Source organism: Pseudomonas sp. VS40 (assembly GCF_018587885.1).
In the GTDB taxonomy this organism is placed as follows: domain Bacteria; phylum Pseudomonadota; class Gammaproteobacteria; order Pseudomonadales; family Pseudomonadaceae; genus Aquipseudomonas; species Aquipseudomonas pergaminensis.
Genome location: NZ_JAGYWD010000008.1, coordinates 57,294 through 80,731 on the forward strand (window position 1 = coordinate 57,294; position 23,438 = coordinate 80,731).

Below are 23,438 nucleotides of genomic sequence, written 5' to 3' on the forward strand. Positions count from 1 at the left end.
TGATGAAACCCCATGCAGCGGCTTATAGCCAACGCTTGCTCAAGGGCCAGGCGCCCACCTATGAGCGCCTGCAAGCCCGCCTGGCGGAAGACGGCAGCCCACTGGCCGCCGAGCCGATTGCCGTGCATTGCGGTTGGGGCCGGTTGCTGATCGGGCATACCTTCCCCGACCCGGCGAGCCTGGCCCAGGAACTGCTGAACGAACAGCCTGGCGAGCGTGACATCGCGCTCTACGTGGCGGCACCGCAGCAGATCCTGGGGATCGACCCGCAGCAATTGTTCCTCGACCCGTCCGACACCTTGCGCCTGTGGTTCAGTGACTATCGGCCTGCCACCCGTGTATTTCGCGGTTTTCGCATTCGCCGGGTGCAGACCGACGCCGATTGGCAGGCCGTCAACCAGCTGTATCAAGGGCGCGGCATGCTGCCGGTCGACGCCGAACGCCTGACCCCGCGTCATCAAGGTGGCCCGGTGTATTGGCTGGCGGAAGACGAAGACAGCGGCGCGGTGATCGGCAGCGTGATGGGCCTCAACCATCAGAAGGCGTTTCACGACCCGGAAAACGGTTGCAGCCTATGGTGCCTGGCGGTCGACCCGCAATGCACGCGCCCAGGCGTGGGTGAAGTGCTGGTGCGCCATCTGGTGGAGCACTTCATGAGCCGTGGCCTGAGCTACCTGGACCTGTCGGTGCTGCACGATAACCGCCAGGCCAAGAACCTCTACGCCAAGCTCGGTTTCCGCGCGCTGACCACCTTTGCGATCAAGCGCAAGAACGGTATCAACCAACCGCTGTTCCTCGGTCCTGGTCCGCAGGCGGGGTTCAATCCGTATGCGCGGATCATCGTCGAAGAAGCCCACCGGCGTGGCATCGATGTGCAAGTGGATGACGCCGATGCGGGCTTGTTTACCCTCAGCCATGGCGGGCGTCGTGTGCGGTGCCGCGAGTCGTTGAGTGACCTGACCAGCGCCATCAGCATGACGCTGTGCCAGGACAAAAGCCTGACCCATAAAACGTTGAAAGCGGCCGGGCTACGGCTGCCGTCGCAACAGCTGGCGGGCAGTGCCGATGACAACCTGGAGTTTCTCGACGAGCACCAGCGCATCGTGGTCAAGCCGCTGGACGGTGAGCAAGGCCAAGGCGTGGCGGTGGATTTGAAGAGCATCGAAGAGGTGCAGCAGGCGATCGAAGCGGCGCGCCAGTTCGACAGCCGTGTGTTGCTGGAGAGCTTTCACGAAGGGCTGGACCTGCGCATCCTGGTGATTGGTTTTGAGGTGGTGGCCGCCGCGATCCGTCGACCTGCGGAGGTGACCGGTGACGGCCAGCATTCCATCGGCGCGCTGATCGAAGCGCAAAGCCGTCGGCGCCAGGCCGCCACCGACGGCGAAAGCAAAATCCCCCTCGATGGCGAGACCGAACGCACGCTGAAAGCGGCCGGCTACGACTACAGCAGCATCCTGCCCCGTGGCCAGACCCTGGCCGTGCGCCGTACCGCCAACCTGCACACCGGCGGTTGCCTGGAAGACGTCACCGCCATCCTGCACCCCACGCTGGTGGACGCCGCCGTGCGCGCCGCCCGCGCGCTGGACATCCCCATGGTGGGCCTGGACCTGATGGTGCCCGCCGCCGACCAACCCGAGTATGTATTTATCGAAGCCAACGAACGGGCCGGCCTGGCCAATCATGAACCGCAGCCTACGGCCGAGCGGTTTGTGGATTTGTTGTTTCCTCACAGTTAACCGATGGCTTGAGCGATAGGTGGCCTGCCCCGGCCGCATCGCGGGCAAGCCCGCTCCCACAGGTTGAACGCCATCTAATGTGGGAACTGGCTTGCCGGTGATGAGGCCATCAATGGCACCCCCATCTTCCCGAGTTATCAGGAGTCTTTATGAGCCGAACCATCCCAGAACCCGATCTGAACTACCTGCAAAAAGTCCTGCTGGAAATGCTCGCCATTCCCAGCCCCACCGGCTTTACCGACACCATCGTGCGGTATGTCGCCGAGCGCTTGGAAGAACTGGGCATTCCCTTCGAAATGACCCGGCGCGGCACCATCCGCGCCACTCTCAAAGGTCAGAAAAACAGCCCCGACCGCGCGGTGTCCGCGCACTTGGACACCATCGGCGCCGCCGTGCGCGCGATCAAGGACAACGGCCGCCTGAGCCTGGCGCCCGTGGGCTGCTGGTCGAGCCGCTTCGCCGAAGGCAGCCGCGTCAGCCTGTTCACCGATAACGGCGTGATCCGCGGCAGCGTGCTGCCGCTGATGGCCTCCGGGCATGCGTTCAACACCGCCGTGGATGAAATGCCGGTGAGCTGGGACCATGTGGAACTGCGCCTCGACGCCTACTGTGCCACCCGCGCCGATTGTGATTCCCTGGGGATCGGCATCGGCGACTACGTGGCCTTCGACCCGCTGCCGGAGTTCACCGAGAGCGGGCATATCAGTGCCCGCCATCTGGATGACAAGGCGGGTGTCGCCGCCCTGCTTGCCGCGCTTAAGGCAATTGTCGACAGCGGCGAGCCCTTGCTGATCGACTGCCACCCGCTGTTCACCATCACCGAAGAAACCGGCAGTGGTGCAGCGGCCGCCCTGCCCTGGGACGTCAGTGAGTTTGTCGGTATCGACATTGCCCCGGTCGCACCCGGCCAGCACTCCAGCGAGCATGCAGTGAGCGTGGCGATGCAGGATTCCGGCGGGCCGTATGACTATCACTTGTCGCGGCATTTGCTGCGCCTGGCGTCTGACCACGAATTACCCGTGCGCCGCGACCTGTTCCGCTACTACTTCAGTGACGCCCACTCGGCCGTGACTGCTGGCCACGATATCCGCACCGCCTTGCTGGCCTTCGGTTGCGATGCGACCCACGGCTACGAGCGAACGCATATCGACAGCCTGGCGGCATTGAGTCGCCTATTGGGCGCCTACATCCTCAGCCCGCCCGTGTTCGCCAGCGATGCGCAGCCGGCCCAGGGTTCCCTGGATCGGTTCAGCCATCAGATCGAACACGAGACGCAGATGGAGAGCGACACGCGGGTGCCGTCGGTGGACAGTCTGGTGGGCAACAAGTCCTGAGACTGGCAACTCTGATCCCGGCGCAGTAGGATCGCCGGGATCCATCACCCGAGGCTTGTATGCTGATTCCCTACGACGCACTTGAAGTCGACACCCTGACGCGCCTGATCGAAGACTTCGTCACCCGTGACGGCACCGACAATGGCGACGACACGCCCCTGGAAACCCGCGTGTTGCGCGTGCGCCAGGCGCTGACCAAGGGCCAGGCGCTGATCGTGTTCGACCCGGAAAGCGAGCAGTGCCAGCTGATGCTCAAGCACGATGTGCCCAAGCATCTGTTCGACTGACCTCAGAGATTGGGCACCGGTACCGGATGGGTAGCGGCGCCCTGGCGGTCGCGGATCTTCTGGTAGACCTCGGCCCGGTGTACATGCACCCCGCTCGGCGCCTCCACACCGAATTTCACCTGGGTACCGTTCAGTTCAAGAATGTGCACGGAGATGTCATCGCCGATGGAGATGACTTCGCCCACGGCGCGGCTTAAAACCAGCATGGCAGTTATCCTTTTAGCAATGAAAGGACCTTGACCATGCGCGCTCGGTGTAGGGGCATCAATGGCTTGCGGAGAATTCAGGCAAGCCCTACAAACGCAGGTAAATTGCCTGACAGACTGCTGCCGGATTAGCCCTTGGCTGCCTGCGCCTTGGCACGCATCTTATCGGCCATGCTAGTCATTTCGTCGTACAGCAACTGCGGGTTCTTCTGCTTCAATGCCCATGCCATCCGCCCCTGTTCGTGGGGCAGGATCATGAATTCACCCGCTGCGACCCGCTGATAGATGTAATCCGCGATGTCCGCCGCCGAGATCGGAGAACTCTCCAGCAACTTGCCCACCTGGGCTTTCATTGCCGGGGTCGGCCCGCGGAACGAGTCCAGCAGGTTGGTCTGGAAGAACGACGGGCATACCACATGCACCCCGACTTCCTGTTGCTTGAGCTCCACCAGCAAGCTTTCCGACAGCGCCACCACGCCGGCCTTGGCCACGTTGTAGTTGCTCATGGCCGGCCCCTGCATCAGCGCGGCCATGGACGCGATGTTGATGATGCGGCCCTTGCTCTTTTCCAGCAGGGGCAGGAATGCCTTGCAGCCCTTGACGACGCCCATCAGGTTGATTGCAATCTGCCAGTCCCAATCCTCCAGGGACAATTCGGCGAAGAACCCTCCCGAGGCCACGCCGGCATTGTTGACGATCACATCGACCCCGCCGAGTTTCACCTCGCAGGCCTGGGCAAAGGCGGTGAGCTGGCTGTAGTCGCGCACGTCGCAGCGCTGGGTAAACCCATCGCCACCGGCCTCGCGGACGCGCTTGAGGGTTTCCTGCAGGCCCGCCTCGCTGACATCCGACAAGGCCAACTGCCAACCTTCGCGCGCCCAGCGCAAAGCGATTTCGCGACCCAGGCCGGACCCGGCGCCAGTGATCATCATGCGGTTTTGCATAGGAGGTAGCCTTGTGGTTCACGGAAGAAGTGACCGGCAGTGTAGCGAAGGATTTTCCTGCCCCCATCCACCATCAGGGTGATGAATGCCCCCGGCAAACCAGCGGCCCGGTCCGAGGTTCGCCTATAGCCTAAGTTCAATATTTTTCAACTTATAAGGTGAAGTTGCGAACGTATTAAAAGAAATAAGCAAGTTCGCAAATTGCTTTAAAAAAATAGTGAATCTTTCGCGATGGACGGCAGTCGGAGTTGTTAAGGCGTTCGTGAATTAACTAGCGGGCCTATCGTTAATAACCGGTCTTTGCAGAAGGCCAATAAGGAAAAAAACCATGAGCCTCATTCTGATCATTATCTTGATCCTCCTGCTGGTCGGTGGTCTGCCAGTGTTCCCTCACTCGCGTAACTGGGGTTACGGCCCGTCGGGTATCCTGGGCGTCGTACTGGTGGTCCTGCTGGTCCTGTTGTTGCTCGGCCGGATATAAATCCGCGCCGCAGTAAAACACGCACAAAAAAAAGAGGCCTTTAAAAGGCCTCTTTTTTTATGGCCGGTTAATTAGTCCGGCTTGCCGTCAACCACGCCGGCGGTGTTATCCAACAGACTCTTGGTGGCCGTCTGCAGGAAGGACTCGAGTTTCTGCCTCAATGCACCTTCATCCGGTGATTCAGGAATCACTTTACCCGTCGGGTTAGCGCCCAATTCGTATTCCCACAGCTTGGGTGGCATTTCCTTCGGCAGCACCAGAATTCGGTCGCCGGTAACCAACGCAACAGTCTGATCGCTGCCAGACGGCTTGATGACACCAAAGCCTTTATCGCCTTCCGGCAGGTTCAACAGATCGCGACCCCAGCACTGGTGCAGGGTTTCGCCGCCCAGACGGCCCATGATGGTCGGCACGATGTCGATCTGCGTACCCACCGTGTGGTCACGCTCGCCGAACTTCTCCTGCATGCCCGGTGCAATCATCAGCATCGGCACGTTGAAGCGGCCCAAGTCCATTTCGGTGATCTGCTGTTCGTTGCCGAAGCCGTGGTCGCCCACGATCACGAACAGGGTTTCCTTGAAGTACGGCTCCTTGCGGGCCTTTTCAAAGAACTGGCCCAGGGCCCAGTCGGAGTAGCGCATCGCCGTCAAATGCTCATCGAGACTGCCACGGCCTGTCACCCGCTCCACCGGCAATGGCGTCGGCAAGGCATACGGCGTGTGGTTCGATAGCGTTTGCAGCAAGGCATAGAACGGCTTGCCGCCTTCGCGGGCCTTCAACTCTTCCAGGCCACGGTTGAACATGTCCTGGTCGGACACGCCCCATGTCGGGTCGGAGAACACTGGGTCGACGAAATCGTTGCGACCAATGAAGTTGGTCATGCCCTGGTTGCTGAAGAAGCCCGATTGGTTGTCCCAGGCGAAGTCGCCGTTGTAGACATACACGTCGTCAAACTTGCGCGCGCTCAGCAACTGCGGCAGGCCCGACAGCTTGTGGCTGCCTTCCGGGGTCTGCATCAGGTATTCGAATGCCGGCAGGTTCGGGAAGCACGCCATGGTGGCGAACATCCCCTGGTGAGTGTGAGTGCCGTTGGAGAAGAAGCGGTCGAACAACAGGCCTTCCTTGGACAGTTTGTCGAAGTACGGCGTGATGTTGCCCGGACGACCCAGGGCGCCCACCGAGTGGCCGGCGAAGCTTTCCATCAGGATCACTACAACGTTCTTGATCGGCAGGGTTTTCTCTGCCGGCGGCGTGAACTCGCGGCGCACGGCGGCGGTGTCGGTGTCGACCAGTTTTTCTGTCGGCAGCACCAGCATATCGCGCACGGTCTGGGTGGCCAGCGGCTGTTCCAGCGTGGCTTTCCAGGTGTTATCACGATGCTCGGAGAAACGTGCCTTGGCCGCGCCGATCAGCGACAGGGTGCCATTGAGGCCCAACTGGTTGGCGAAGTTGGATTCGGTGGTGTAGACGTCACCCCAGCGCAGCGGGGGGCCCTGGCGCAGGGTGCCACGGGCGGCGACCACGGCGATCAGCAGGCAGACCACGAACACCGCGATGCGTGTGTACCACGGGGCAACCTGGCGGGTGCCAATGCTGCCGCCACTGAACGGGCCACGCGGGCGCGTCGCACGGTCGGCACCTTTGAACGCGATGCTCAGAATCAGCGTGCCCACGGCCCAGGCCAGCAGGTAGCGCACCACCGGGAAACCGTACCAGAGCATGCTCATCACGGTTTTCGGGTCTTCCTTCACGTACTGGAAGACCAGGCCGTTGAGGCGCTGGTGGAACTCGCGGTAGAAGTCCATCTCCATCAGGCCCAGGAACAGCGCGATGCTGGACGCAACGGTGAGCCAGAAACGGAAGAACCCGCGCGCGGCCATGGCCCGTACGCTGAACAAAGCCAGCAGCAACGGGATCAGCAGGTACACCACCAGGCGGATATCCAGGCGCAGGCCGTTGGCGAACGCCTCAAGGAAGGTCGAGGCCGGCGTGTCGAGGATCATCTCGCGGTTGTAGACCAGCAGCGCCAGGCGCAGCAGGGAGAACATCACCATCATGACCAGTGCGCAGAGCAGCGTGTACGCCAGATGGGATTTGACGGTCGGTTGCAGCAGGCGATTAGAAGCTCGCTGCTGACTCAGGGCGTCCGGGTTTGCCATGTCGTTTCAGGACCCATTGGAAGTTTAAGTGACGAAGTAGTGCAGTGGCGCGAATGGTGCCCGATCAACGGCAGCAAGGCTATTAATTACTGAACGTGCACCGCTGCCCCGCCTTTAGTGGCACGTGCGATAGAGCCCTGGCAGGGAAATAAAGCCGGCGAATTGTCTTGGATGGAATGTGAAAATTCTGTGCAGCGAATATTTCGATACACAAATCTAAGGGTTGTGCTGAAACCAATGTGGGAGCGGGCTTGACCGCGAATGCAGTGGGTCAGTCGAAATAGCACTGACTGACCTAACGCATTCGCGGGCAAGCCCGCTCCCACATTTAGCGTGCTACGTCATCAAATCCGCACATTGCCCCGCGGCCCGGCAATCGCCCAGATGATCAGGCCCAGCACTGGCAGCAGCAGGATCAATAGGATCCACAGCACCTTGGCGCCCGTGCTCGCGCCGCTTTTGAATACGTTGATGATCGCCCAGATATCCAGCGCCAGGATGATCAGGCCGATCAAGCCATTAAAAGTGGAACCCATGGTGTCGCTCCTAAAGTGAGGGCATGCACCTTTAGGATAGTCAGCCCAGGCCGGGGTTCCGTTTTATTTCAGACGTGGACGGCGATCTTCAGCGCTTCCAGGGACGGCTCGCCCTTGATCCCCACTTCGGCGCACAACTCCAGCACGCGCGGCAGGTCGTTGCCGTACACCAGCACCGCCTGGATTTCATCATCCAGCAGTTGGCTGAAGTTAAGCAGCACGTAGCCGCCGTCTTCCGGGCTGAGGGCGCTCATCTGGATCTGGATACGGTTCAGCGCCGTCAGGTCTTCGGTCTTGGCCAGTTGCTTGGGCTTGAGGTTGAACGCCACGCCGGGACCGAACGACGCGACGATCTGCGCGAACAGGTCGGCGTAGGTGTCGGCCTGAAACAGCACGGTGTCCGGCAGGCTGCCGACCACCACCCACTCACCCAACGGAATGGGGAAGGTGTCGTCGTAGTTGATGTCCGGGTTGGCTGCCAGAAACGCCTCAGGATCCGCGTAGGCCTGAGCCGCTTCATCGGCAATACGCGCCACCTCGTCTTCGCCCATGACCCCGGCGCTGATTTTGCTGATAAGTTCGACGAGGGCGGTTTTCATGGGGCAATCCTGTGGCGTGCTGGTTTTCGAGGGCGCAAAGCCTACACCAGTTTCTGCAGTTTCGCCGCCGTATCCACCGCGCCCATGGTCAATGCTGCTGCCAATGCCGTTGCGCCCTGGGCATCGGTAGCCTTGGGGTTGGCGCCCTGGCCGAGCAGGTAGTCGAGCATTTCGACGCGGTTGAACATCGCCGCCATCATCAATGCCGTACGCCCGTCCGAGGAGCAAGCATCGACCGGCGCCCCGCCTTCGATCAGCGCCTGCACCACTGGCAAGTTGCCTTTGAACGCAGCACCGGCAATCGGCAGTTGGTTCTTGTCGTTGGCGATCAGGGGGTCGGCCTTGAACTCCAGCAACACTTTTACCGCATCGGCATGGCCGTGGTAGGCCGACAGCATCAGCAGGGTGTCGCCATTGTGGTTGCGAAAGTTGGCCGGCAAACCTTTGGCCAACAGCGCGGCGAGCATGGCCGCGTCGCCACGGCGCGCTACGTCGAAGACCTGCTCGGCAAATTCGGCGGCTTCGTCATCGGTCATTTGTTTGGCTTGGTCTGACATGTGGGACGGCTCCATAGGTAGTGCTTTATATGGCGCCCAGTGTCGCGATGGAGTTCCCACATGTCATGGCTTTTTTGTCAAAAGCCCCGATAGGCACATTCAATAGCGCTGCCTTTAGTAACGAAAGTGTCCCCCCTGGATCTGCGCCAGCAACTGCCCGGTGACGGGCACATAGCTGTCCGACCCCGGCAGCCAGGCGTAGACCGGGTCATTGCCCGCCTTGTCCGGGTCGAATGCTTCCTCCTTGAGCCGGACCTTCTGGTATTTGAAGGTGCCAGTGGTTTCCATCTTCACTTTGATCCGCAGGAACAGCGGCACTGCGTAGTGCGGCAGCTGACCATGGGCAAACTGCAGCAGCTCACGCAGATCCAGGGCCGCCAAGGACTCGCTCGGGGTAATGGCCACCATGCCCGCGCGGCCGTTGGTGTTTTCGATTTCCACCCCATAGGCCACAACCTCGGCGATCTGCGGGTGTTGCAGCAGGATATTTTCCACTTCCGTGGTGGAGACGTTTTCGCCTTTCCAGCGATAGGTATCCCCCAGGCGGTCGACAAATTGCGCATGGCCAAAGCCGATGCTACGCACCAGGTCGCCGGTGTTGAAGTAGCGGTCGCCCTTCTCGAACACATCACTGAGGATCACCTTGCGGTTTTTTTCCGGGTCGGTGTAGCCGTCATAGGGCGATTTTTCATCGATCCTGGCGAGCAACAACCCCTGCCCGCCTGTCTTCACTTTGTGCATGAAGCCATCGCTGCCACGGATCGGTTCACCGGTGTCATGGGCGTAATCCACCAACGCCCAATGCTGCAGGCAAAAGCCGACAGTGTTATCGAAGTTCAAGACGTTGGTGAAACCGATATTGCCGTCGCTGGCGGCATACAACTCGCAAACATGCTCTACGCCGTAACGCGACTTGAACTGCGCCCACATGCCTGGGCGCAGGCCATTGCCGACCATTTTGGTCACGTGATGCCCGCGGTCGTTTGCACCTGCAGGCTGGTCGAGCAAGTAACGGCACAATTCGCCGACATACCCGAGGGTGGTCGCGTTGAATCTGCGGGCGTCATCCCAGAATTGGCTGGCACTGAACTTGCGCCGGATGGCGAACCCCGACGCCCCCACAATCGCCGACCCCCAGCACACGCACAGACCCGTGGCGTGGTACAGCGGCAAGGTGCAATAAAGGACATCGTCCGGCCCCATGTCCAGGGCAATGCTGCCGAAGCTGACGGCAGTCTTGGTCCAGCGGCCATGCTTCATGATGCCGGCCTTGGGCAATCCGGTTGTGCCGGAGGTGTAGATATAGAAGCAGGGGTCGTTGAAGAATATCTGCGCGGTGCTTGGCGGGTTGTCCACCGGGCACTCGGCGCTGGCGGCCAGCAAGTCGCAATAACCGCCGGGCGCTGCACTGGCCTGTTGGTCTGCTACAAACCAGGTCCGTTCGGCGGGAATCTCTACCTGGTCACGTACCGTTTCATAAGCAGCCACCAATTCTGCACCGACTACAATCGCCACCGGGCTCACCAGGTTCAGGCTGTGCACCAGCGCCGCCTGGGTCTGCGCGGTATTGAGCATCGCGCAGATGCCGCCCAGCTTGGCCACGGCCAGCACGCTGAGGAGCAACTCCGGGCGGTTCTCGATAAACATTGCTACCACGTCGCCCTTGCCGATGCCTTGGGCATGCAGATGGTGGGCAATGCGGTTGGCCTGCTGATTGGCTTCGGTGTAACTGAGCACACGATCGGCGTACAACAACGCCGTGCCCTGCGGGTTGCGCAGGGTCGCTTGTTCGAAATGCCAGCCAAGGCCACAAGGCTGTGCGGGGTCGGTGACATTGGCGGCGCGCATGCCGCGGACCACACGGGGCAGTGCGCGAACGATGGCAGGCACCTTACGCAGCATCATGCCCCAGGTGATCATGTCGTTTTGCGGGTGGTTCATGGGAACGTCCTTTTTCTTATTCTTCTTAAACCTCGAAGGAAAGTACGCCAGCCCCTCTTCGGCTGTACACGCGGGATTTGAAAAGTTTTGTATCCCGATGGGTGAGTGTTGAAAAAAGGAATTTAGTCGGGCGGCGGCAGTCTTTATGAGTAAGGACGCGCCCGTTCGTCCGTGTCGAGCAACGCAAAATGCAGGATGCATGATGGCCATTCATGCAAATTGCACGAATCCGAAAAATTGCATTTTTTATAACATACTGATTTATAACGATATTTTATAAATTCAGTAGCTGGCACAATCACTGCACCTATCTCTCCATGCTTGCCCAATTGAGCCAACGGAGCTGATAGACATGAGCCTGATCCAAGATAAATTCGCTTCAGTATTCTCCAACTACGACGTCACCACCCAGCCACGTCCTGACGGTGGCATCCTGTTGACCCTGCGTAACAGTGAAGGCAAACAGGTCAAGCGCTCGATCTCTTACCAACAGCTGCACACTGCCGACCAGCTGACCTGGGTCATCAGCGCCATTCGCCGCGACCTGGCAGAACAAGCCAGCGATCTGCCGCAAATTTCGATGTTGCAAAGCCAGAACCGCTTTGCCCTGCCGACCTACCATTCGGCTTAAGCGCCTAAGCTTAAGTAGCAGACACAGAAAAGGGCCGCGACACCGTTGAGTGTCGCGGCCCTTTTTCATGGATTCAGAATAGCCCCATGCGCGCCGCTTCGTTCAGCGCCTGGACACGGTTGCTGACTTGCAACTTGCCATAGATGTTGCGCAGGTGGAATTTCACCGTGGCTTCGGAGGTGGCGCGTATCTGACTGATCTCCCAGACAGTCTTGCCTTCGGAAGCCCAACGCAGTATCTCCCGCTCCGCAGGCGTCAGCGGCTTTCCGGCCAGGTTGATCCGTCGCCTCAGCGCATTGGGCACCGAATAAGGCGCTTGGGATGATTCCCTTGGACCTCTCATTGGTTTCTCTCCTTATTTATTGGCTTAGCCTTATCACCCTTCGGATTCCTCCTATTGACAGGTGATATAAACGTTAATACCGAGGAGAGTTACACAATGAGGGAGACTCAGGCGTAGGCCTTGAAATAAACAGCAAGGCCTCACAAAGTTTTAAGCTTCTTCCCACAACAACTTCCACCCTTCAAGGGTTGAAGTTTCTGATAGCCCGCGATTAATCGTCCAAACCGGGGAAGCGACGGGCAATCTCGTCACCGGTGAATTGCGGCAACAACCCTGTTGCGGTGTTGAATAACCGCAATGCCACAACGTGCGGGTTCTCACCTATATCAAACCAGTGCGCCATGCCGGCCGGGATCACCAGCAGGTCGTTTTTCTCACAACGCACGGCGTAGACAGAGTCGCCTATGTGCAGGGCAAACAGGCCCTGCCCCGCCAGGAACACCCGTACGTCGTCTTCGCTGTAGCGGCGTTCATCCAGAAACTGCGCACGCAGTTCGTCCTTTTGCGCGTGGTCGCCGGTAACCCTGAGCACTTCCACGCGGGCGTAGCCAAGGGCATCGATCTGCGCCTGGTAGGCCGCAACCAGTTCAGCATCGCTGGCGCCCTTCTCGGTCGCGACGGGTTGCCAACGCTCAAAGCGCACCCCCTGTTCGGCGAGGGTCGCGGCGATGTCATCGAAATGGGTCAGGACCTTGTTCGGAGTGTCCGGTGTAGCGACGGAGTAGACAGCGACATAACTCATTGAAGGGTTCCTTGGTTCTGCTCGTGCAATCGAAGACCGATGATAATGGCGGCGGCCAGGGCCGCGACACTGGCGATACTGAAGGTCAGGGTCGGCCCCAACAGGTTCCAACTGTAACCCGAATACAACGCGCCCAATGCGCCGCCGGTGCCGGCCAGGGCGGCGTACAGCGCCTGGCCCTGACCTTGTTGCCTGTCGCCGAAACTGCGCTGCACAAAAGCAATCGCCGCCGCATGAAAACTACCGAAGGTGGCGGCGTGCATCACTTGCGCCAGCAGCAGCACCCAGAAAAACTCGGCAAACGAGCCCAGCAGTAACCAGCGCAGCGCCGCCAACAGGAAGCTGGCCAGCAGCACCCGGCGTACTGAGAAGCGCGCGAGGATGCGGCTCATGGCCAGGAACATCAACACTTCCGCCACCACCCCCAACGCCCACAGCAGGCCGATCACGCCACGGCTGTAGCCCAGGTGTTCGAGGTGCAGGGTCAGAAAGGTGTAGTACGGGCCGTGACTCATCTGCATCAAGGCCACGCAGGCGTAAAACGCCAAGACCCCGGGGCTGCGCAGTTGCTTGAGAAAGCCATCGCCCGCCAGGCGATTACCCTGGGTGGCGGGCTGCGCATTCGGCACCCACAGGCTGGCGCCAATGATGCCGGCCATGATCACCACAACCACCACCGGGTAGATGTCCAGGCTCAGCCAATCGAACAGGCGGCCCATGATCACCACGGTAAGGATGAATCCGATGGAACCCCACAGGCGGATCTGGCTGTAGCGCGCGGTCTGTTTTTGCAGGTGTGCGAGGGTAATCACTTCGAACTGTGGCAACACCGCGTGCCAGAAGAAGGCATGCAGGGCCATCACCAGGGCCAGCCAGGCGTAGGTGTGGCTGACGAAGATCAGCGAAAAACTCACCAGCGTGCACACCGCGCCAAACCGCACGATGGCCAGGCGTCGTCCGGTGTAGTCGCCCAGCCAGCCCCACAGGTTGGGTGCCACGCAACGCATCAGCATGGGGATGGCCACCAGCTCGCCGATGCGCGCGCTGGAGAATCCCAGGTGGTCGAAATACAGCGCCAGGAATGGCGCTGTCGCCCCGAGCAGGGCGAAGTAGAAGAGGTAGAAGCTGGAGAGGCGCCAGTAAGGAAGTGCGGGCGTCATGTCGATTTTTGGGGCTGCTTCGCAGCCCAGCGCGAGCAAGCTCGCTCACCACAAAAAGCTTGCTGAGCACAGCAAGCTCCCTCACCACAGCAGGCTGTCACAGCTGGCCCAGCACCGGAGTATTCACGCGCACATCGGCGTTTTGCCCACGGTTGCGCAGCAGGTGGTCCATCAACACGATGGCCATCATGGCTTCGGCGATCGGCGTGGCTCGGATGCCGACGCACGGGTCGTGGCGGCCCTTGGTGATCACGTCCACCGGGTTGCCCTGCACATCAATCGAACGGCCCGGGGTGGTAATGCTCGAGGTGGCCTTGAGCGCCAGGTGCGCAACAATCGGCTGGCCGGAGGAAATGCCGCCGAGGATGCCGCCGGCGTTGTTGCTGAGGAAACCTTCCGGGGTCAGCTCGTCGCGATGCTCGGTGCCGCGCTGGGACACGCACGCGAAGCCGGCGCCGATTTCAACCCCCTTCACGGCATTGATGCTCATCAGCGCGTGGGCCAGCTCGGCGTCGAGGCGGTCAAAGATCGGCTCGCCCAGGCCCGGCTTGACGCCTTCGGCCACCACGGTGATCTTGGCGCCGACGGAGTCCTGGTCGCGGCGCAGCTGGTCCATGTAGGCCTCCAGTTCCGGCACTTTATCCGGGTCCGGACTGAAGAAAGCGTTGTCTTCGACGCTGTCCCAGGTCTTGAACGGAATTTCAATCGGCCCCAACTGGCTCATGTAGCCGCGAACAGTGATGCCCTGGCTGGCCAGGTATTTCTTGGCAATGGCACCGGCAGCTACGCGCATGGCCGTTTCGCGGGCCGAGCTGCGGCCACCGCCGCGGTAGTCGCGCTCGCCGTATTTGTGATGGTAGGTGTAGTCGGCGTGGGCCGGGCGGAACAGGTCCTTGATCGCCGAGTAGTCCTTGGACTTCTGGTCAGTGTTGCGGATCAGCAGGCCGATGGCGCAACCGGTGGTGCGGCCTTCGAACACGCCGGAGAGGATCTCGACTTCGTCAGGCTCCTGGCGCTGGGTGGTGTGGCGACTGGTGCCGGGCTTGCGACGGTCGAGGTCACACTGCAGGTCTTCCAGGGACAGCTCGAGGCCGGGCGGGCAGCCGTCGACAATGGCGACCAACGCCGGGCCATGGCTTTCGCCCGCGGTGGTGACAGTGAACAGCTTGCCGAAGGTATTGCCGGACATGCAGGGCGCTCCGTGAAATCAGTTGAATCAAGTCAACCGTAATAACTTAAGGCGGCCAGTATACGCAGGCTAACCGAGTAGTTCATCCTCGAAACCTTACCGGTAGACCTTGGTCCAACCGGCACCTTCCTCATGATGGCGCGATGATGCTGCGAGTTCTTCTGTTCACCCTGACGTTGTTTACCGCCGTGGCCCAGGCCGCCTCCCCTGTTGTGCTGCAACGCCCCATCAGCCTGGATACCGGCAGCGGCGAGCTATTTGGCTCGTTGTTGCTGCCTCAGTCTGACAAACCCGTGCCGGTGGTGCTGATCATCGCCGGTTCCGGCCCCACCGATCGCAATGGCAACAGTGCCGACGGCGCCCGCAACGACAGCCTCAAGCGCCTGGCCTGGGTGCTGGCGCGGCATAACATCGCCAGCGTGCGCTACGACAAACGCGGCGTGGCCGCCAGCCTGGCCGCCACGCCGGATGAACGCAACCTGACCCTGGACGCCTACGTGGCTGATGCGGTGGCCTGGGGCAAACTGCTCAAGGCCGACAAGCGCATGGGCCCGCTGATTGTGCTGGGCCATAGCGAAGGCGCCCTGGTTGCCGCCCTCGCCGCCCCCCAACTGGACCCGGCGGGCGTGATCTCGCTGTCCGGCAGCGCGCGCCCGGTCGATCAAGTCATTCGCCAGCAATTGGCCGATCACCTGCCCCCTGCCCTGTTGCTGCGCAGCAACGAGATCCTCGATCACCTCAAGGCCGGCCAGGTGGATACCGATGTGCCTGGCCCGCTGGAAGGCATTTTCCGGCCCAGCGTGCAGCCTTACCTGATCAGCCTGTTCCGTGCCGACCCGTCGGCCGCGTTCGCCAAATTGCGCATGCCCGCGCTGATCATCCAGGGCAGCAACGATATCCAGGTGGGTGTGGGCGACGCGCAGCAACTGAAGAAGGCCAAACCCGATGCGCAACTTGTGCTGATCGAGGGTATGAACCATGTGATGCGTATTGTGCCCAACGACGTGAAGCAGCAATTGGCCTCCTACAATGACCCCCAACTGCCGCTCGCTGCCGAGCTGGGCAGCCGCCTTGTGCGCTTTATCGACGGACTTCAACCCCGTTAAGCGACAATTTGCCTCCAGTCCTGAGAGAAACGGCCGATAAGCCCAGAGTCGACAGTAAAAAGACTGTCGACTTGCTGGGTTTGGACAGGATCGCGCCGCATGACAACCACTGAAGCAACACCGGAATCCACCGCCGACACCCCGGCTGAAAAAACCGAGGCCGTCGACGCGGCACCCCTGCCGTGGGCGGATGTACAGGCCGAGCATTTCAAGATGCTGCGCCTTGCGCCCCTGGCCACTGACCGTGCCACCGGTGTACGACCGTTGCGCTTCGTGCAGTTCGGCTATGCCGAACGCAATGACAAACACCACAGCTTGCTGCGCATGGTCATCCAGCTGCCAGGCCAGCGGGTACGCCGTGAACAGAACCATCTGGATATCTGGGTCGACCACGACAAGCGCCGTGTGCACTTCGGCCCCGGCAACAGCCTGGAAATCGAACCGGCCAACCGCGGCATCGGTCGCTTCCTGGTGGCCCAAGGCGCTGCATGGGCGAAGAAGAAGTGGTCGCACTACCGCGTCGACGGCGTTGACCTGGCCAACAAAGATGCATTGAACGAGGCCACCCGCCTGCGCCGCGATCACTTCTTGCGCATCCAGGGGTTTGATGTGGCCTACGCCGATGTGCAGCACCTGAAAGGCAACGTGCAGCCGGGCAAGGTCGGCGATGTGCTGGACAGCTGGAACACCGAGAAAGTGCAGTTTGTGGAGATTCTCGAAGCCGCGCAGATGCTGCAGCAGGCCGAGCAGAACCTGGCGGAGCAGGAAGTGAAGCTGCGCAAGGAAGAGGAAAAGGTTACCAAGTTCAAGCGTGAGGACAGCGGGTTGCGGTTTACCATCACGTGCTTGGTGGCGTTTACGGTGTTTCAGGCGGGGTTGCTGATCTGGATTGCCACCCACCGCTAGTGAGCTGGAACGCAGTCAAAGGTGTTAGCTGGCTTGCCTGCGAAAGCGGCCTGACAGCCGACCACAATCTAACTGCCACCCCGCGATCCAAATGCGGGAGATGGCTTGCCTGCGAAGGCGGCCTGACAGCCGACCACAATCTAACTGTCCCCCCACGATCCAAAAATGTGGGAGCTGGCTTGCCTGCGAAAGCGGCCTGACAGCCGACCACAATCTAACTGTCCCCCCACGATCCAAATGTGGGAGCTGGCTTGCCTGCGAAAGCGGCCCCACAGCCGACCACAATCTAACTGTCCCCCCACGATCCAAATGTGGGAGCTGGCTTGCCTGCGAAAGCGGCCTGACAGCCGACCACCATCTAACTGTCACCCCCGCGATCCAAATGTGGGAGCTGGCTTGCCTGCGAAAGCGGCCTGACAGCCGACCACAATCTAACTGTCACCCCGCGATCCAAATGTGGGAGCTGGCTTGCCTGCGAAGGCGGCCTGACAGCCGACCAGGATGTTGGATCAGACCGAGTACATATCCGTTATTTAGGTCACGACTGCTATGGGTTCCGCCCTTACGGCGGCTCACTTTGGAAAAGCCCCAAAGTAAGCAAAAGGCTCTTGCCCCAACACTCGGCACCTCGCCTAGGCTCGGTGTGCCCGTAATCCGCCAGGGATTTGGGGGGCCGCCGCCACGCGCCATCCATGGCGCGGGGCGGCTAAACCGGCATCCCTGCCGGTTTACCCCCCAAATCCCTGTCGAATTCCGGCCAGCGTGTTTGACGGGGCGCCTAAGGTCAAAAGCTAGATCAAGATCACGATCAAGAGCGGCTCGCTTCGCATCGTGGTTAGGGTTGGTTGGTGCGAAGATACCTGTGGAATACGCACCTGTAGGAGCCGGCAAGCCGGGCTCCTACAGATTGTGCCTCACACTCGGGCGGCGAAGACGGCCTGATGCTGGCGGCACTGCTCCGCGGTGAGCATGAACACGCCGTGGCCACCGCGCTGGAAGTCCAGCCAGGCGAAGTCCACTTCCGGGTACAGCGCTTCGACGTGCACCTGGCTGTTGCCCACTTCAACAATCAGCAGGCCCTTCTCGGTCAGGTGGTCCGCCGCTTCGGCCAGCATGCGCCGCACCAGGTTCAAGCCATCGTCGCCGCAGGCCAGGCCCAGTTCCGGTTCGTGCTGGTATTCATCCGGCATGTCGGCGAAGTCTTCGGCATCCACGTAAGGCGGGTTCGACACGATCAGGTCAAAGCGCTGGCCCGGCAGGCCGTCGAAGCCGTCGCCCTGCACGGTGTACACGCGCTCGTCGACGCCGTGGCGCTCGATGTTCTGGTTGGCGACTTCCAGGGCTTCGAAGGACAAGTCGCCGAGTACCACTTCAGCGTCCTGGAACTCGTAGGCGCAGGCGATGCCGATGCAGCCGGAGCCGGTGCACAGGTCGAGGATGCGCGCCGGTGGCTGGGCCAGCCAAGGTTCGAAGCGGTTTTCGATCAGCTCGCCAATCGGTGAGCGCGGGATCAACACGCGCTCGTCGACGATAAACGACAGGCTGCAGAACCAGGCCTCTTTCAGCAGGTAAGCGGTGGGCACACGCTCATGGATACGGCGATGCAGCAGACGCTGTACGTGGGAGATTTCCTCTTCTTCCAGGTTGCAATCCAGATAGCTATCGGCAATTTCCCACGGCAGGTGCAAGGCGCCGAGCACCAATTGCCGGGCTTCGTCCCAGGCATTGTCGGTACCATGCCCAAAAAACAGCTCTTCCCCATGGAAACGGCTGACAGCCCAACGGATGTGGTCGCGCACGGTGCGCAGGCGGGATGTGATCACGGGGGCAAGCTCCTGGGAAAAAACGACTGGCGATTCTAACAGCCTTCACCTGTACCGACGATGTACGAAAACCCTTCGCCATCCGTCGGATTTCATACAAATTGCCATCATTGTGTTAAACAGGCCCACCTCTTGACATGGCTGCACGTCAACAACGGCGTACCTTACGATGGTAGCGATTCACAGAACCGCTCAGCCAGTGGACAATGTCACAAAAGCCCCCCTCACAGGAGCCCCAGAATGTCCGTTCCAAAGACGATGTTTCAACTCAGCGGTCGTGGTTACGCAGCAGCGAACCTCAGCCATGCGACCCTCGTGATCATCGACGCCCAGAAGGAATACCTCAGCGGTCCGCTCGCCCTCTCGGGCATGGACGCTGCCGTTGGCAACATCAAGCAACTGGTTGGCGCAGCGCGCAATGCCGGGCGCCCGATCGTGCACGTGCGCCACCTGGGCACCGTGGGCGGCCTGTTCGACCCCCAGGGCGAGCGCGGCGAATTCATCCCGGGCCTTGAGCCTGAGGGTGACGAAACCATCATCGGCAAGCTGCTGCCCAGCGCGTTCCACGGCACCGGCCTGGAAAAACACTTGCAGGACCTCGGCTCCCTGGACCTGATCGTCTGCGGTTTCATGAGCCATTCCAGCGTCAGCACCACCGTGCGTGCCGCCAAGAACCTGGGCTTTCGCTGCACCCTGGTGGAAGACGCCTGCGCCACCCGTGACCTGCCGTACAAAGGCGGCATCCTGAGCGCCGAACACGTGCAGCAGACCGAAATGGCCATCATGGCCGACAACTTCGCCACCCTGGCGTTGACCAAAGATCTGATCTGATCGACCTTCTGATGAGCGGCGCGGCAGTGTTTATTGCCCCGCTCATCCGCAATGCCTTTTCATTTGGCGCATTTACCCCTCGTCCCGGAACAACCTGTGTATTGTCCGGTCGAAGGGCCGATACCCTGGAGGAAAGGTCGGAATGAAGATATCCGATGGTTTTGATGCTCGTCGCTTGCGCCCCAAGGGCCCGAGCAATTGGCGTCTGCGCCTGGTGGCCGGCATTGCCGCGCTGCTGGCGATTGTAGGTGTGCTGTTGGCCGGCGCTGGTGGCGCCGGTTTGTTTGGTCATTCGCCGGCCCTTGGCGAACTGAATGCCAGCCCCGGTGGCTCGGCGATTCTGTTGGTGATCGGCCTGCTGGTACTGTGGCTGGGTATCTGGTTGTGGCGGCGCAGCCGTCGGAAAATGCGCCAACCGTTGTCGCTGAATATCGCATCGCACCTGATGAAAAAGCACGACTGATGGCGCTTGGATAGCGTTTCCTGCGCCCCGGCCGCCGCGATTTAGGTAAACTGCCCGCCCTTCGCGGAGGCTGACATGCAAGACGACGATTTTTCCCTGTTCAAAAACGAGTTGCGCGGCGTCAAGCCGATCAAGCACGACCGCGCCGACACCGGCAAACCCAAGGCTGACCGGGCGCAAATCGCCAAGCTGCGCCAGGCCGCGACCGTGCGCACCGATGCCACCACCGTGGGCGGCCTCTCGGACCAGTTCGTGATCGACGTCGGCCCCGAAGACGAGCTGATGTGGGCCCGCGACGGCGTGCAGGAAAGCCAGATGCGCAAGCTCAAGGCCGGCCAGATCCCGTTCGAAGGCAGCCTCGACCTGCACGGCATGACCGTGGAAAAAGCCCGGGAAACCCTGTGGGCCTTCCTGGCCGAAGCGACCAAGTTCGAAATCCGCTGCGTACGCGTCACCCACGGCAAGGCCGTGCGGTTGGACGGCAAGCGCCCAATGATCAAGAGCCACGTCAACACCTGGCTGCGCCAGCATGCCCAGGTACTCGGCTTTACCTCGTGCCAGCCCCGCCACGGCGGCGCCGGTGCGGTGTATGTGATGCTCAAGCGCACCATGATGGAAGGGCGCGACGAGTAACAAGTGCCATCGTCAGGCTTGCAGCGATGTGCCCGCCACCGTAACCTTGCGCTTTGCGAAAATCCCACAGGTAGTTTCATGTCCCTGGAACAGAATTACACCGCGATCCTCGGCCAACTCGGCGAGGACGTTTCCCGCGAGGGCCTGCTCGACACGCCAAAGCGTGCCGCCAAGGCGATGCAGTACCTTTGCCGCGGCTATGAGCAGACTCTGGAAGAGGTCACCAACGGTGCCTTGTTCAGCTCCGACAACAGCGAAATGGTGCTGGTCAAGGACATCGAGTTGTACTCGCTGTGCGAACACCACCTGCTGCCGTTTATCGGCAAGGCTCACGTCGCCTATATCCCGAGCGGCAAAGTGCTGGGCCTGTCCAAGGTTGCGCGGATTGTCGACATGTATGCCCGCCGCCTGCAGATCCAGGAAAACCTCAGCCGCCAGATCGCCGACGCGGTGATGCAAGTGACCGGCGCCCTGGGCGTGGCCGTGGTGATCGAAGCCAAGCACATGTGCATGATGATGCGCGGTGTGGAAAAACAGAATTCGTCGATGATCACCTCGGTGATGCTGGGTGAGTTCCGCGAAAACGCGGCCACCCGTAGCGAATTCCTCAGCCTGATCAAGTAACGGGCTGCGTAAGAAAAAACCGGCGTTCATCGCCGGTTTTTTTTCGCCTGCAGAATTAAGGTAAGCTGCGGCCCCTTCTGTCATGGGCAAGAGGTTTCAGCCATGTTCGTCAAAGCACTTCGAGTCGGCCTCGGCCACATCATCATCGCGGGCGACTTCCTGACCCGCCCCCGTAAAAAGCAGCGTCCCGCCGAGCGGCAGGCGCAGGTGAATGCCGCCGCCAAGGAACTGACCCTCTATCAATTCCACGCCTGCCCATTCTGCGTGAAGACTCGCCGTACCCTGCATCGCCTGAATGTACCGGTGGCCCTGAAGGACGCGAAAAACAACGAGCAGGACCGCCAGACCCTGCTGGAACAAGGCGGCAAGATCAAGGTGCCGTGCCTGCGTATCGAAGAGAATGGCCAGACCACCTGGATGTACGACTCCAAGGTGATCATCGATTACCTCGACAAGCGCTTCGCCGCAATCTGACAGACACCGCTCTCCCGTTGGCGCCCGACTTGCCGGCGATGGCGTGCAAAAAACCACCGCCTGGCTTTCGGGCCCATCGCCGGCAAGCCGGGTTCCTACAGGTTGATGTCTAAATCCAGCAGCGCGGACCCCAGGCACTTGCCATGGGCATCCAGCGCCAGCGAACGGGTGACCCCGCCGCGCAAGATCCCCGGTAGCACGAAGTTGAGTGCCTGCACATTTGGCAATTCGTACCGCCGCACGGGTGCGGCGCCGGGCTCCAGCAGGTCCGCAAAAAATGCTGTTACGCGCTCGGCCGTCAGGTGTTCGCACAGCAACGGGTAATCCTCGCCACGGTACGCAATGATCGAGATATTCGACGTGTCGCCCTTATCCCCGGTGCGGGAATGGGCCAGTGTGTGCAGCTTCATGCTTCGATCCTCGGTTTGACCGCACCACGCGGCAGCAGCAAAGACGCCACCGCCACCACCTGCCGCAGGCTTTTACTGGCGCCACCACCACCGGACGGGCCGTTGGTGTAGAGGGTTTCCACTTCATTGCCCACGCGCACCGCTTCACCGCGCTCTTCACAGCGCGCCGCCACGCGCAGGCGCACTTCCCAGGGCTCGACCGTGCTGCGCGGGCCGTGCAGCGAGTCCATGCCGATCAGTTCGGCGCGTACGTCCTGCATGTTCACGCCCATCAACTCAAGCCGCTTGAGGACGACCTCTCGCGCCAACTGCGCCCGCGCGACCGCGCCGGGGCCGCCGTAGGACATCTGCCCTTCGCCGATCCAACCGTCCAGGTAACCCACGCTGACTTTCAACTGCTCGGGTCGTGCACGGCCATCCGCCCCCACGGCGCGAATGCGATCAACACCCTCCTCCACAAAGCCCACGTGGGAAAAGTCCGCGGTCACATCCGGCGTCAGATACGCCGCCGGGTCGTGCACTTCGTAGATCAGTTGCTCAGTGCAGGTGGCGCGGCTGACCCGCCCACCGGAGCCGCTGACCTTGGTGATCAGCGCGTCGCCATCGGCATCGATCTCGGCCAACGGAAAGCCCAGGCGCGCCAGGTCGTCCACATCCTTGAAACCGGGGTCGGCAAAATAGCCGCCGCTGACTTGCCCGGCGCATTCGAGCAAATGCCCGACCAGTGTACCTCGGCCCAGGCGTTGCCAGTCGTCCGCCGCCCAGCCGAATTCGAACATCTGCGGCGCCAGGAACAACGAAGGGTCGGCCACCCGCCCGGTGATCACCACGTCGGCATCAGCGCGCAACGCCTCCAGAATGCCGTCGACACCCAGGTAGGCATTCGCAGAGATCAGCCGCTCACCCAGGGAGCCGACGGTCTGGCCGTTGTCCAGCAACCACTCTGGCTGCAACACCGTCAACACATCGTCGCCAACCACGGCAACCACCTTGAGACCAAGGCCCAACTCGCTGGCAATTCGCCGCACTTCAACTGCCGCTGCCACCGGGTTGGCCGCGCCCATATTGGTGATCACCCGCAAACGCCGGCGTCCGGCCTTCACACCAACGAACGGCAACACCCGGCGCATGCGCTCACTCAGGAGCGGGTCGTAGCCACCCTGCGGGTCACTGATGCGCGCCTGCTGCGCCAGGGCAATCGTGCGTTCAGCCAGGCATTCGAACACCAGGTAATCCAAGTCGCCGTATTCGGCCAACTCGACTGCAGGCTCGATACGGTCACCGGAATAGCCGGCGCCGGAACCGATGCGCAAGGTTTTCATT

General features: G+C 61.1%; 26 protein-coding genes. 12 read left to right on the forward strand and 14 right to left on the reverse strand.

Translation table 11 applies throughout. The annotated features are described in order from the left end of the window. Window positions 1-2 precede the first annotated feature (2 nt). The 3 genes from ngg to KHP07_RS22580 all read left to right on the forward strand — a co-directional run bounded on the left by ngg (window position 3) and on the right by KHP07_RS22580 (window position 3,357). Window positions 3-1,736, forward strand: coding sequence for an N-acetylglutaminylglutamine synthetase (gene ngg, locus KHP07_RS22570; RefSeq protein ID WP_214498061.1), 1,734 nt, complete (start codon window positions 3-5; stop codon window positions 1,734-1,736). Between the two features lie 149 nt (window positions 1,737-1,885). Then, window positions 1,886-3,070: an osmoprotectant NAGGN system M42 family peptidase gene (locus tag KHP07_RS22575; protein WP_015885092.1), complete on the forward strand. Its 1,185-nt coding sequence runs from the start codon at window positions 1,886-1,888 to the stop codon at window positions 3,068-3,070. 59 nt (window positions 3,071-3,129) lie between these two features. Next, window positions 3,130-3,357 (forward strand): YheU family protein, encoded by a 228-nt coding sequence (locus KHP07_RS22580; protein WP_003192759.1) that lies wholly within the window; start codon window positions 3,130-3,132, stop codon window positions 3,355-3,357. A gap of 2 nt (window positions 3,358-3,359) precedes the next feature. On the opposite strand, the gene csrA is transcribed toward KHP07_RS22580, so the two are convergent. Beyond that, window positions 3,360-3,563: a carbon storage regulator CsrA gene (gene csrA / locus KHP07_RS22585; RefSeq protein ID WP_078049540.1), complete on the reverse strand. Its 204-nt coding sequence runs from the start codon at window positions 3,561-3,563 to the stop codon at window positions 3,360-3,362. A 128-nt stretch (window positions 3,564-3,691) separates the two neighbouring features. Beyond that, a complete protein-coding gene (locus tag KHP07_RS22590) occupies window positions 3,692-4,507 on the reverse strand; it encodes an SDR family oxidoreductase (RefSeq protein WP_078049541.1) in 816 nt (271 codons plus the stop codon). A gap of 328 nt (window positions 4,508-4,835) precedes the next feature. Here KHP07_RS22590 and KHP07_RS22595 point away from each other — a divergent pair, with 328 nt between their 5' ends. Further along, window positions 4,836-4,988 (forward strand): DUF3309 family protein, encoded by a 153-nt coding sequence (locus KHP07_RS22595; RefSeq protein WP_015885095.1) that lies wholly within the window; start codon window positions 4,836-4,838, stop codon window positions 4,986-4,988. Window positions 4,989-5,059: 71 nt separating this feature from the next. On the opposite strand, the gene KHP07_RS22600 is transcribed toward KHP07_RS22595, so the two are convergent. From KHP07_RS22600 to KHP07_RS22620, 5 genes are all read right to left on the reverse strand, one after another. Further along, window positions 5,060-7,147: an LTA synthase family protein gene (locus KHP07_RS22600; RefSeq protein WP_099492288.1), complete on the reverse strand. Its 2,088-nt coding sequence runs from the start codon at window positions 7,145-7,147 to the stop codon at window positions 5,060-5,062. A gap of 344 nt (window positions 7,148-7,491) precedes the next feature. Further along, on the reverse strand, window positions 7,492-7,683 hold the full coding sequence (locus tag KHP07_RS22605; RefSeq protein WP_003172956.1) for a PLDc N-terminal domain-containing protein: 192 nt from the start codon (window positions 7,681-7,683) through the stop codon (window positions 7,492-7,494). 68 nt (window positions 7,684-7,751) lie between these two features. Next, window positions 7,752-8,282 (reverse strand): hypothetical protein, encoded by a 531-nt coding sequence (locus KHP07_RS22610; RefSeq protein ID WP_099492287.1) that lies wholly within the window; start codon window positions 8,280-8,282, stop codon window positions 7,752-7,754. Window positions 8,283-8,323: 41 nt separating this feature from the next. Next, window positions 8,324-8,839, reverse strand: coding sequence for an ankyrin repeat domain-containing protein (locus KHP07_RS22615; RefSeq protein ID WP_078049544.1), 516 nt, complete (start codon window positions 8,837-8,839; stop codon window positions 8,324-8,326). Window positions 8,840-8,953: 114 nt separating this feature from the next. Beyond that, complete coding sequence (locus KHP07_RS22620) at window positions 8,954-10,780, reverse strand: long-chain-acyl-CoA synthetase (RefSeq protein WP_214498062.1); 1,827 nt, start codon at window positions 10,778-10,780, stop codon at window positions 8,954-8,956. Between the two features lie 352 nt (window positions 10,781-11,132). Here KHP07_RS22620 and KHP07_RS22625 point away from each other — a divergent pair, with 352 nt between their 5' ends. After that, window positions 11,133-11,411, forward strand: a complete 279-nt coding sequence (locus tag KHP07_RS22625) for a DUF3509 domain-containing protein (RefSeq protein ID WP_010208870.1) — start codon at window positions 11,133-11,135, stop codon at window positions 11,409-11,411. Window positions 11,412-11,484: 73 nt separating this feature from the next. Here the strand turns inward: KHP07_RS22625 and KHP07_RS22630 are convergent, their stop codons facing one another. The 4 genes from KHP07_RS22630 to aroC all read right to left on the reverse strand — a co-directional run bounded on the left by KHP07_RS22630 (window position 11,485) and on the right by aroC (window position 14,845). Beyond that, entirely contained in the window at window positions 11,485-11,754 is a 270-nt protein-coding gene (locus tag KHP07_RS22630; protein ID WP_078049546.1) for a response regulator transcription factor, read from the reverse strand. Window positions 11,755-11,965: 211 nt separating this feature from the next. Then, window positions 11,966-12,496 (reverse strand): 1,2-dihydroxy-3-keto-5-methylthiopentene dioxygenase, encoded by a 531-nt coding sequence (locus KHP07_RS22635; RefSeq protein WP_099492285.1) that lies wholly within the window; start codon window positions 12,494-12,496, stop codon window positions 11,966-11,968. Further along, on the reverse strand, window positions 12,493-13,656 hold the full coding sequence (locus KHP07_RS22640) for an MFS transporter (protein WP_100492427.1): 1,164 nt from the start codon (window positions 13,654-13,656) through the stop codon (window positions 12,493-12,495). Before KHP07_RS22640 ends, KHP07_RS22635 begins: the two co-directional genes overlap by 4 nt. A gap of 97 nt (window positions 13,657-13,753) precedes the next feature. Next, window positions 13,754-14,845, reverse strand: a complete 1,092-nt coding sequence (gene aroC / locus KHP07_RS22645) for a chorismate synthase (RefSeq protein ID WP_214498063.1) — start codon at window positions 14,843-14,845, stop codon at window positions 13,754-13,756. A 143-nt stretch (window positions 14,846-14,988) separates the two neighbouring features. Here aroC and KHP07_RS22650 point away from each other — a divergent pair, with 143 nt between their 5' ends. Next, entirely contained in the window at window positions 14,989-15,951 is a 963-nt protein-coding gene (locus KHP07_RS22650; RefSeq protein WP_099492284.1) for an alpha/beta hydrolase, read from the forward strand. 99 nt (window positions 15,952-16,050) lie between these two features. Beyond that, complete coding sequence (locus KHP07_RS22655; protein ID WP_214498064.1) at window positions 16,051-16,857, forward strand: hypothetical protein; 807 nt, start codon at window positions 16,051-16,053, stop codon at window positions 16,855-16,857. Between the two features lie 914 nt (window positions 16,858-17,771). On the opposite strand, the gene prmB is transcribed toward KHP07_RS22655, so the two are convergent. After that, complete coding sequence (gene prmB, locus KHP07_RS22660) at window positions 17,772-18,680, reverse strand: 50S ribosomal protein L3 N(5)-glutamine methyltransferase (RefSeq protein ID WP_078049551.1); 909 nt, start codon at window positions 18,678-18,680, stop codon at window positions 17,772-17,774. A gap of 240 nt (window positions 18,681-18,920) precedes the next feature. On the opposite strand from prmB, the gene KHP07_RS22665 reads away from it, so the two are divergent. From KHP07_RS22665 to KHP07_RS22685, 5 genes are all read left to right on the forward strand, one after another. Next, window positions 18,921-19,511: a cysteine hydrolase family protein gene (locus tag KHP07_RS22665; RefSeq protein WP_078049552.1), complete on the forward strand. Its 591-nt coding sequence runs from the start codon at window positions 18,921-18,923 to the stop codon at window positions 19,509-19,511. A gap of 142 nt (window positions 19,512-19,653) precedes the next feature. Further along, a complete protein-coding gene (locus KHP07_RS22670) occupies window positions 19,654-19,974 on the forward strand; it encodes a hypothetical protein (RefSeq protein WP_078049553.1) in 321 nt (106 codons plus the stop codon). Between the two features lie 75 nt (window positions 19,975-20,049). Next, window positions 20,050-20,607, forward strand: a complete 558-nt coding sequence (locus KHP07_RS22675; RefSeq protein WP_214498065.1) for a Smr/MutS family protein — start codon at window positions 20,050-20,052, stop codon at window positions 20,605-20,607. Window positions 20,608-20,685: 78 nt separating this feature from the next. Continuing rightward, window positions 20,686-21,231 (forward strand): GTP cyclohydrolase I FolE, encoded by a 546-nt coding sequence (gene folE / locus KHP07_RS22680; protein WP_003442011.1) that lies wholly within the window; start codon window positions 20,686-20,688, stop codon window positions 21,229-21,231. Window positions 21,232-21,333: 102 nt separating this feature from the next. After that, window positions 21,334-21,705 carry a glutathione S-transferase N-terminal domain-containing protein gene (locus KHP07_RS22685; RefSeq protein ID WP_214498066.1) on the forward strand — a complete coding sequence of 124 codons (372 nt, stop codon included), beginning with the start codon at window positions 21,334-21,336 and terminating at the stop codon, window positions 21,703-21,705. Window positions 21,706-21,800: 95 nt separating this feature from the next. Here KHP07_RS22685 and KHP07_RS22690 read toward each other — a convergent pair whose 3' ends face one another. Together KHP07_RS22690 and KHP07_RS22695 are read right to left on the reverse strand one after the other, a co-directional pair. Further along, window positions 21,801-22,115 carry an AtuA-related protein gene (locus KHP07_RS22690; protein WP_099492378.1) on the reverse strand — a complete coding sequence of 105 codons (315 nt, stop codon included), beginning with the start codon at window positions 22,113-22,115 and terminating at the stop codon, window positions 21,801-21,803. After that, complete coding sequence (locus KHP07_RS22695) at window positions 22,112-23,437, reverse strand: acyclic terpene utilization AtuA family protein (RefSeq protein ID WP_214498067.1); 1,326 nt, start codon at window positions 23,435-23,437, stop codon at window positions 22,112-22,114. Before KHP07_RS22695 ends, KHP07_RS22690 begins: the two co-directional genes overlap by 4 nt. Between the last annotated feature and the right edge of the window lies 1 nt (window position 23,438).

What these genes read in the sequence shown, in the direction of transcription:
- csrA (WP_078049540.1), bottom strand. Translation starts at nt 3,563, where the DNA reads ATGCTGGTTTTAAGCCGCGCCGTGGGCGAAGTCATCTCCATCGGCGAT.
- KHP07_RS22690 (WP_099492378.1), bottom strand. Translation starts at nt 22,115, where the DNA reads ATGAAGCTGCACACACTGGCCCATTCCCGCACCGGGGATAAGGGCGAC.
- KHP07_RS22600 (WP_099492288.1), bottom strand. Translation starts at nt 7,147, where the DNA reads ATGGCAAACCCGGACGCCCTGAGTCAGCAGCGAGCTTCTAATCGCCTG.
- KHP07_RS22625 (WP_010208870.1), top strand. Translation starts at nt 11,133, where the DNA reads ATGAGCCTGATCCAAGATAAATTCGCTTCAGTATTCTCCAACTACGAC.
- folE (WP_003442011.1), top strand. Translation starts at nt 20,686, where the DNA reads ATGTCCCTGGAACAGAATTACACCGCGATCCTCGGCCAACTCGGCGAG.
- KHP07_RS22685 (WP_214498066.1), top strand. Translation starts at nt 21,334, where the DNA reads ATGTTCGTCAAAGCACTTCGAGTCGGCCTCGGCCACATCATCATCGCG.
- KHP07_RS22640 (WP_100492427.1), bottom strand. Translation starts at nt 13,656, where the DNA reads ATGACGCCCGCACTTCCTTACTGGCGCCTCTCCAGCTTCTACCTCTTC.
- KHP07_RS22605 (WP_003172956.1), bottom strand. Translation starts at nt 7,683, where the DNA reads ATGGGTTCCACTTTTAATGGCTTGATCGGCCTGATCATCCTGGCGCTG.
- KHP07_RS22595 (WP_015885095.1), top strand. Translation starts at nt 4,836, where the DNA reads ATGAGCCTCATTCTGATCATTATCTTGATCCTCCTGCTGGTCGGTGGT.
- KHP07_RS22650 (WP_099492284.1), top strand. Translation starts at nt 14,989, where the DNA reads ATGATGCTGCGAGTTCTTCTGTTCACCCTGACGTTGTTTACCGCCGTG.
- KHP07_RS22580 (WP_003192759.1), top strand. Translation starts at nt 3,130, where the DNA reads ATGCTGATTCCCTACGACGCACTTGAAGTCGACACCCTGACGCGCCTG.
- KHP07_RS22590 (WP_078049541.1), bottom strand. Translation starts at nt 4,507, where the DNA reads ATGCAAAACCGCATGATGATCACTGGCGCCGGGTCCGGCCTGGGTCGC.
- aroC (WP_214498063.1), bottom strand. Translation starts at nt 14,845, where the DNA reads ATGTCCGGCAATACCTTCGGCAAGCTGTTCACTGTCACCACCGCGGGC.
- KHP07_RS22615 (WP_078049544.1), bottom strand. Translation starts at nt 8,839, where the DNA reads ATGTCAGACCAAGCCAAACAAATGACCGATGACGAAGCCGCCGAATTT.
- KHP07_RS22675 (WP_214498065.1), top strand. Translation starts at nt 20,050, where the DNA reads ATGCAAGACGACGATTTTTCCCTGTTCAAAAACGAGTTGCGCGGCGTC.
- KHP07_RS22635 (WP_099492285.1), bottom strand. Translation starts at nt 12,496, where the DNA reads ATGAGTTATGTCGCTGTCTACTCCGTCGCTACACCGGACACTCCGAAC.
- KHP07_RS22610 (WP_099492287.1), bottom strand. Translation starts at nt 8,282, where the DNA reads ATGAAAACCGCCCTCGTCGAACTTATCAGCAAAATCAGCGCCGGGGTC.
- KHP07_RS22655 (WP_214498064.1), top strand. Translation starts at nt 16,051, where the DNA reads ATGACAACCACTGAAGCAACACCGGAATCCACCGCCGACACCCCGGCT.
- ngg (WP_214498061.1), top strand. Translation starts at nt 3, where the DNA reads ATGAAACCCCATGCAGCGGCTTATAGCCAACGCTTGCTCAAGGGCCAG.
- KHP07_RS22620 (WP_214498062.1), bottom strand. Translation starts at nt 10,780, where the DNA reads ATGAACCACCCGCAAAACGACATGATCACCTGGGGCATGATGCTGCGT.
- KHP07_RS22665 (WP_078049552.1), top strand. Translation starts at nt 18,921, where the DNA reads ATGTCCGTTCCAAAGACGATGTTTCAACTCAGCGGTCGTGGTTACGCA.
- KHP07_RS22695 (WP_214498067.1), bottom strand. Translation starts at nt 23,437, where the DNA reads ATGAAAACCTTGCGCATCGGTTCCGGCGCCGGCTATTCCGGTGACCGT.
- KHP07_RS22630 (WP_078049546.1), bottom strand. Translation starts at nt 11,754, where the DNA reads ATGAGAGGTCCAAGGGAATCATCCCAAGCGCCTTATTCGGTGCCCAAT.
- KHP07_RS22575 (WP_015885092.1), top strand. Translation starts at nt 1,886, where the DNA reads ATGAGCCGAACCATCCCAGAACCCGATCTGAACTACCTGCAAAAAGTC.
- KHP07_RS22670 (WP_078049553.1), top strand. Translation starts at nt 19,654, where the DNA reads ATGAAGATATCCGATGGTTTTGATGCTCGTCGCTTGCGCCCCAAGGGC.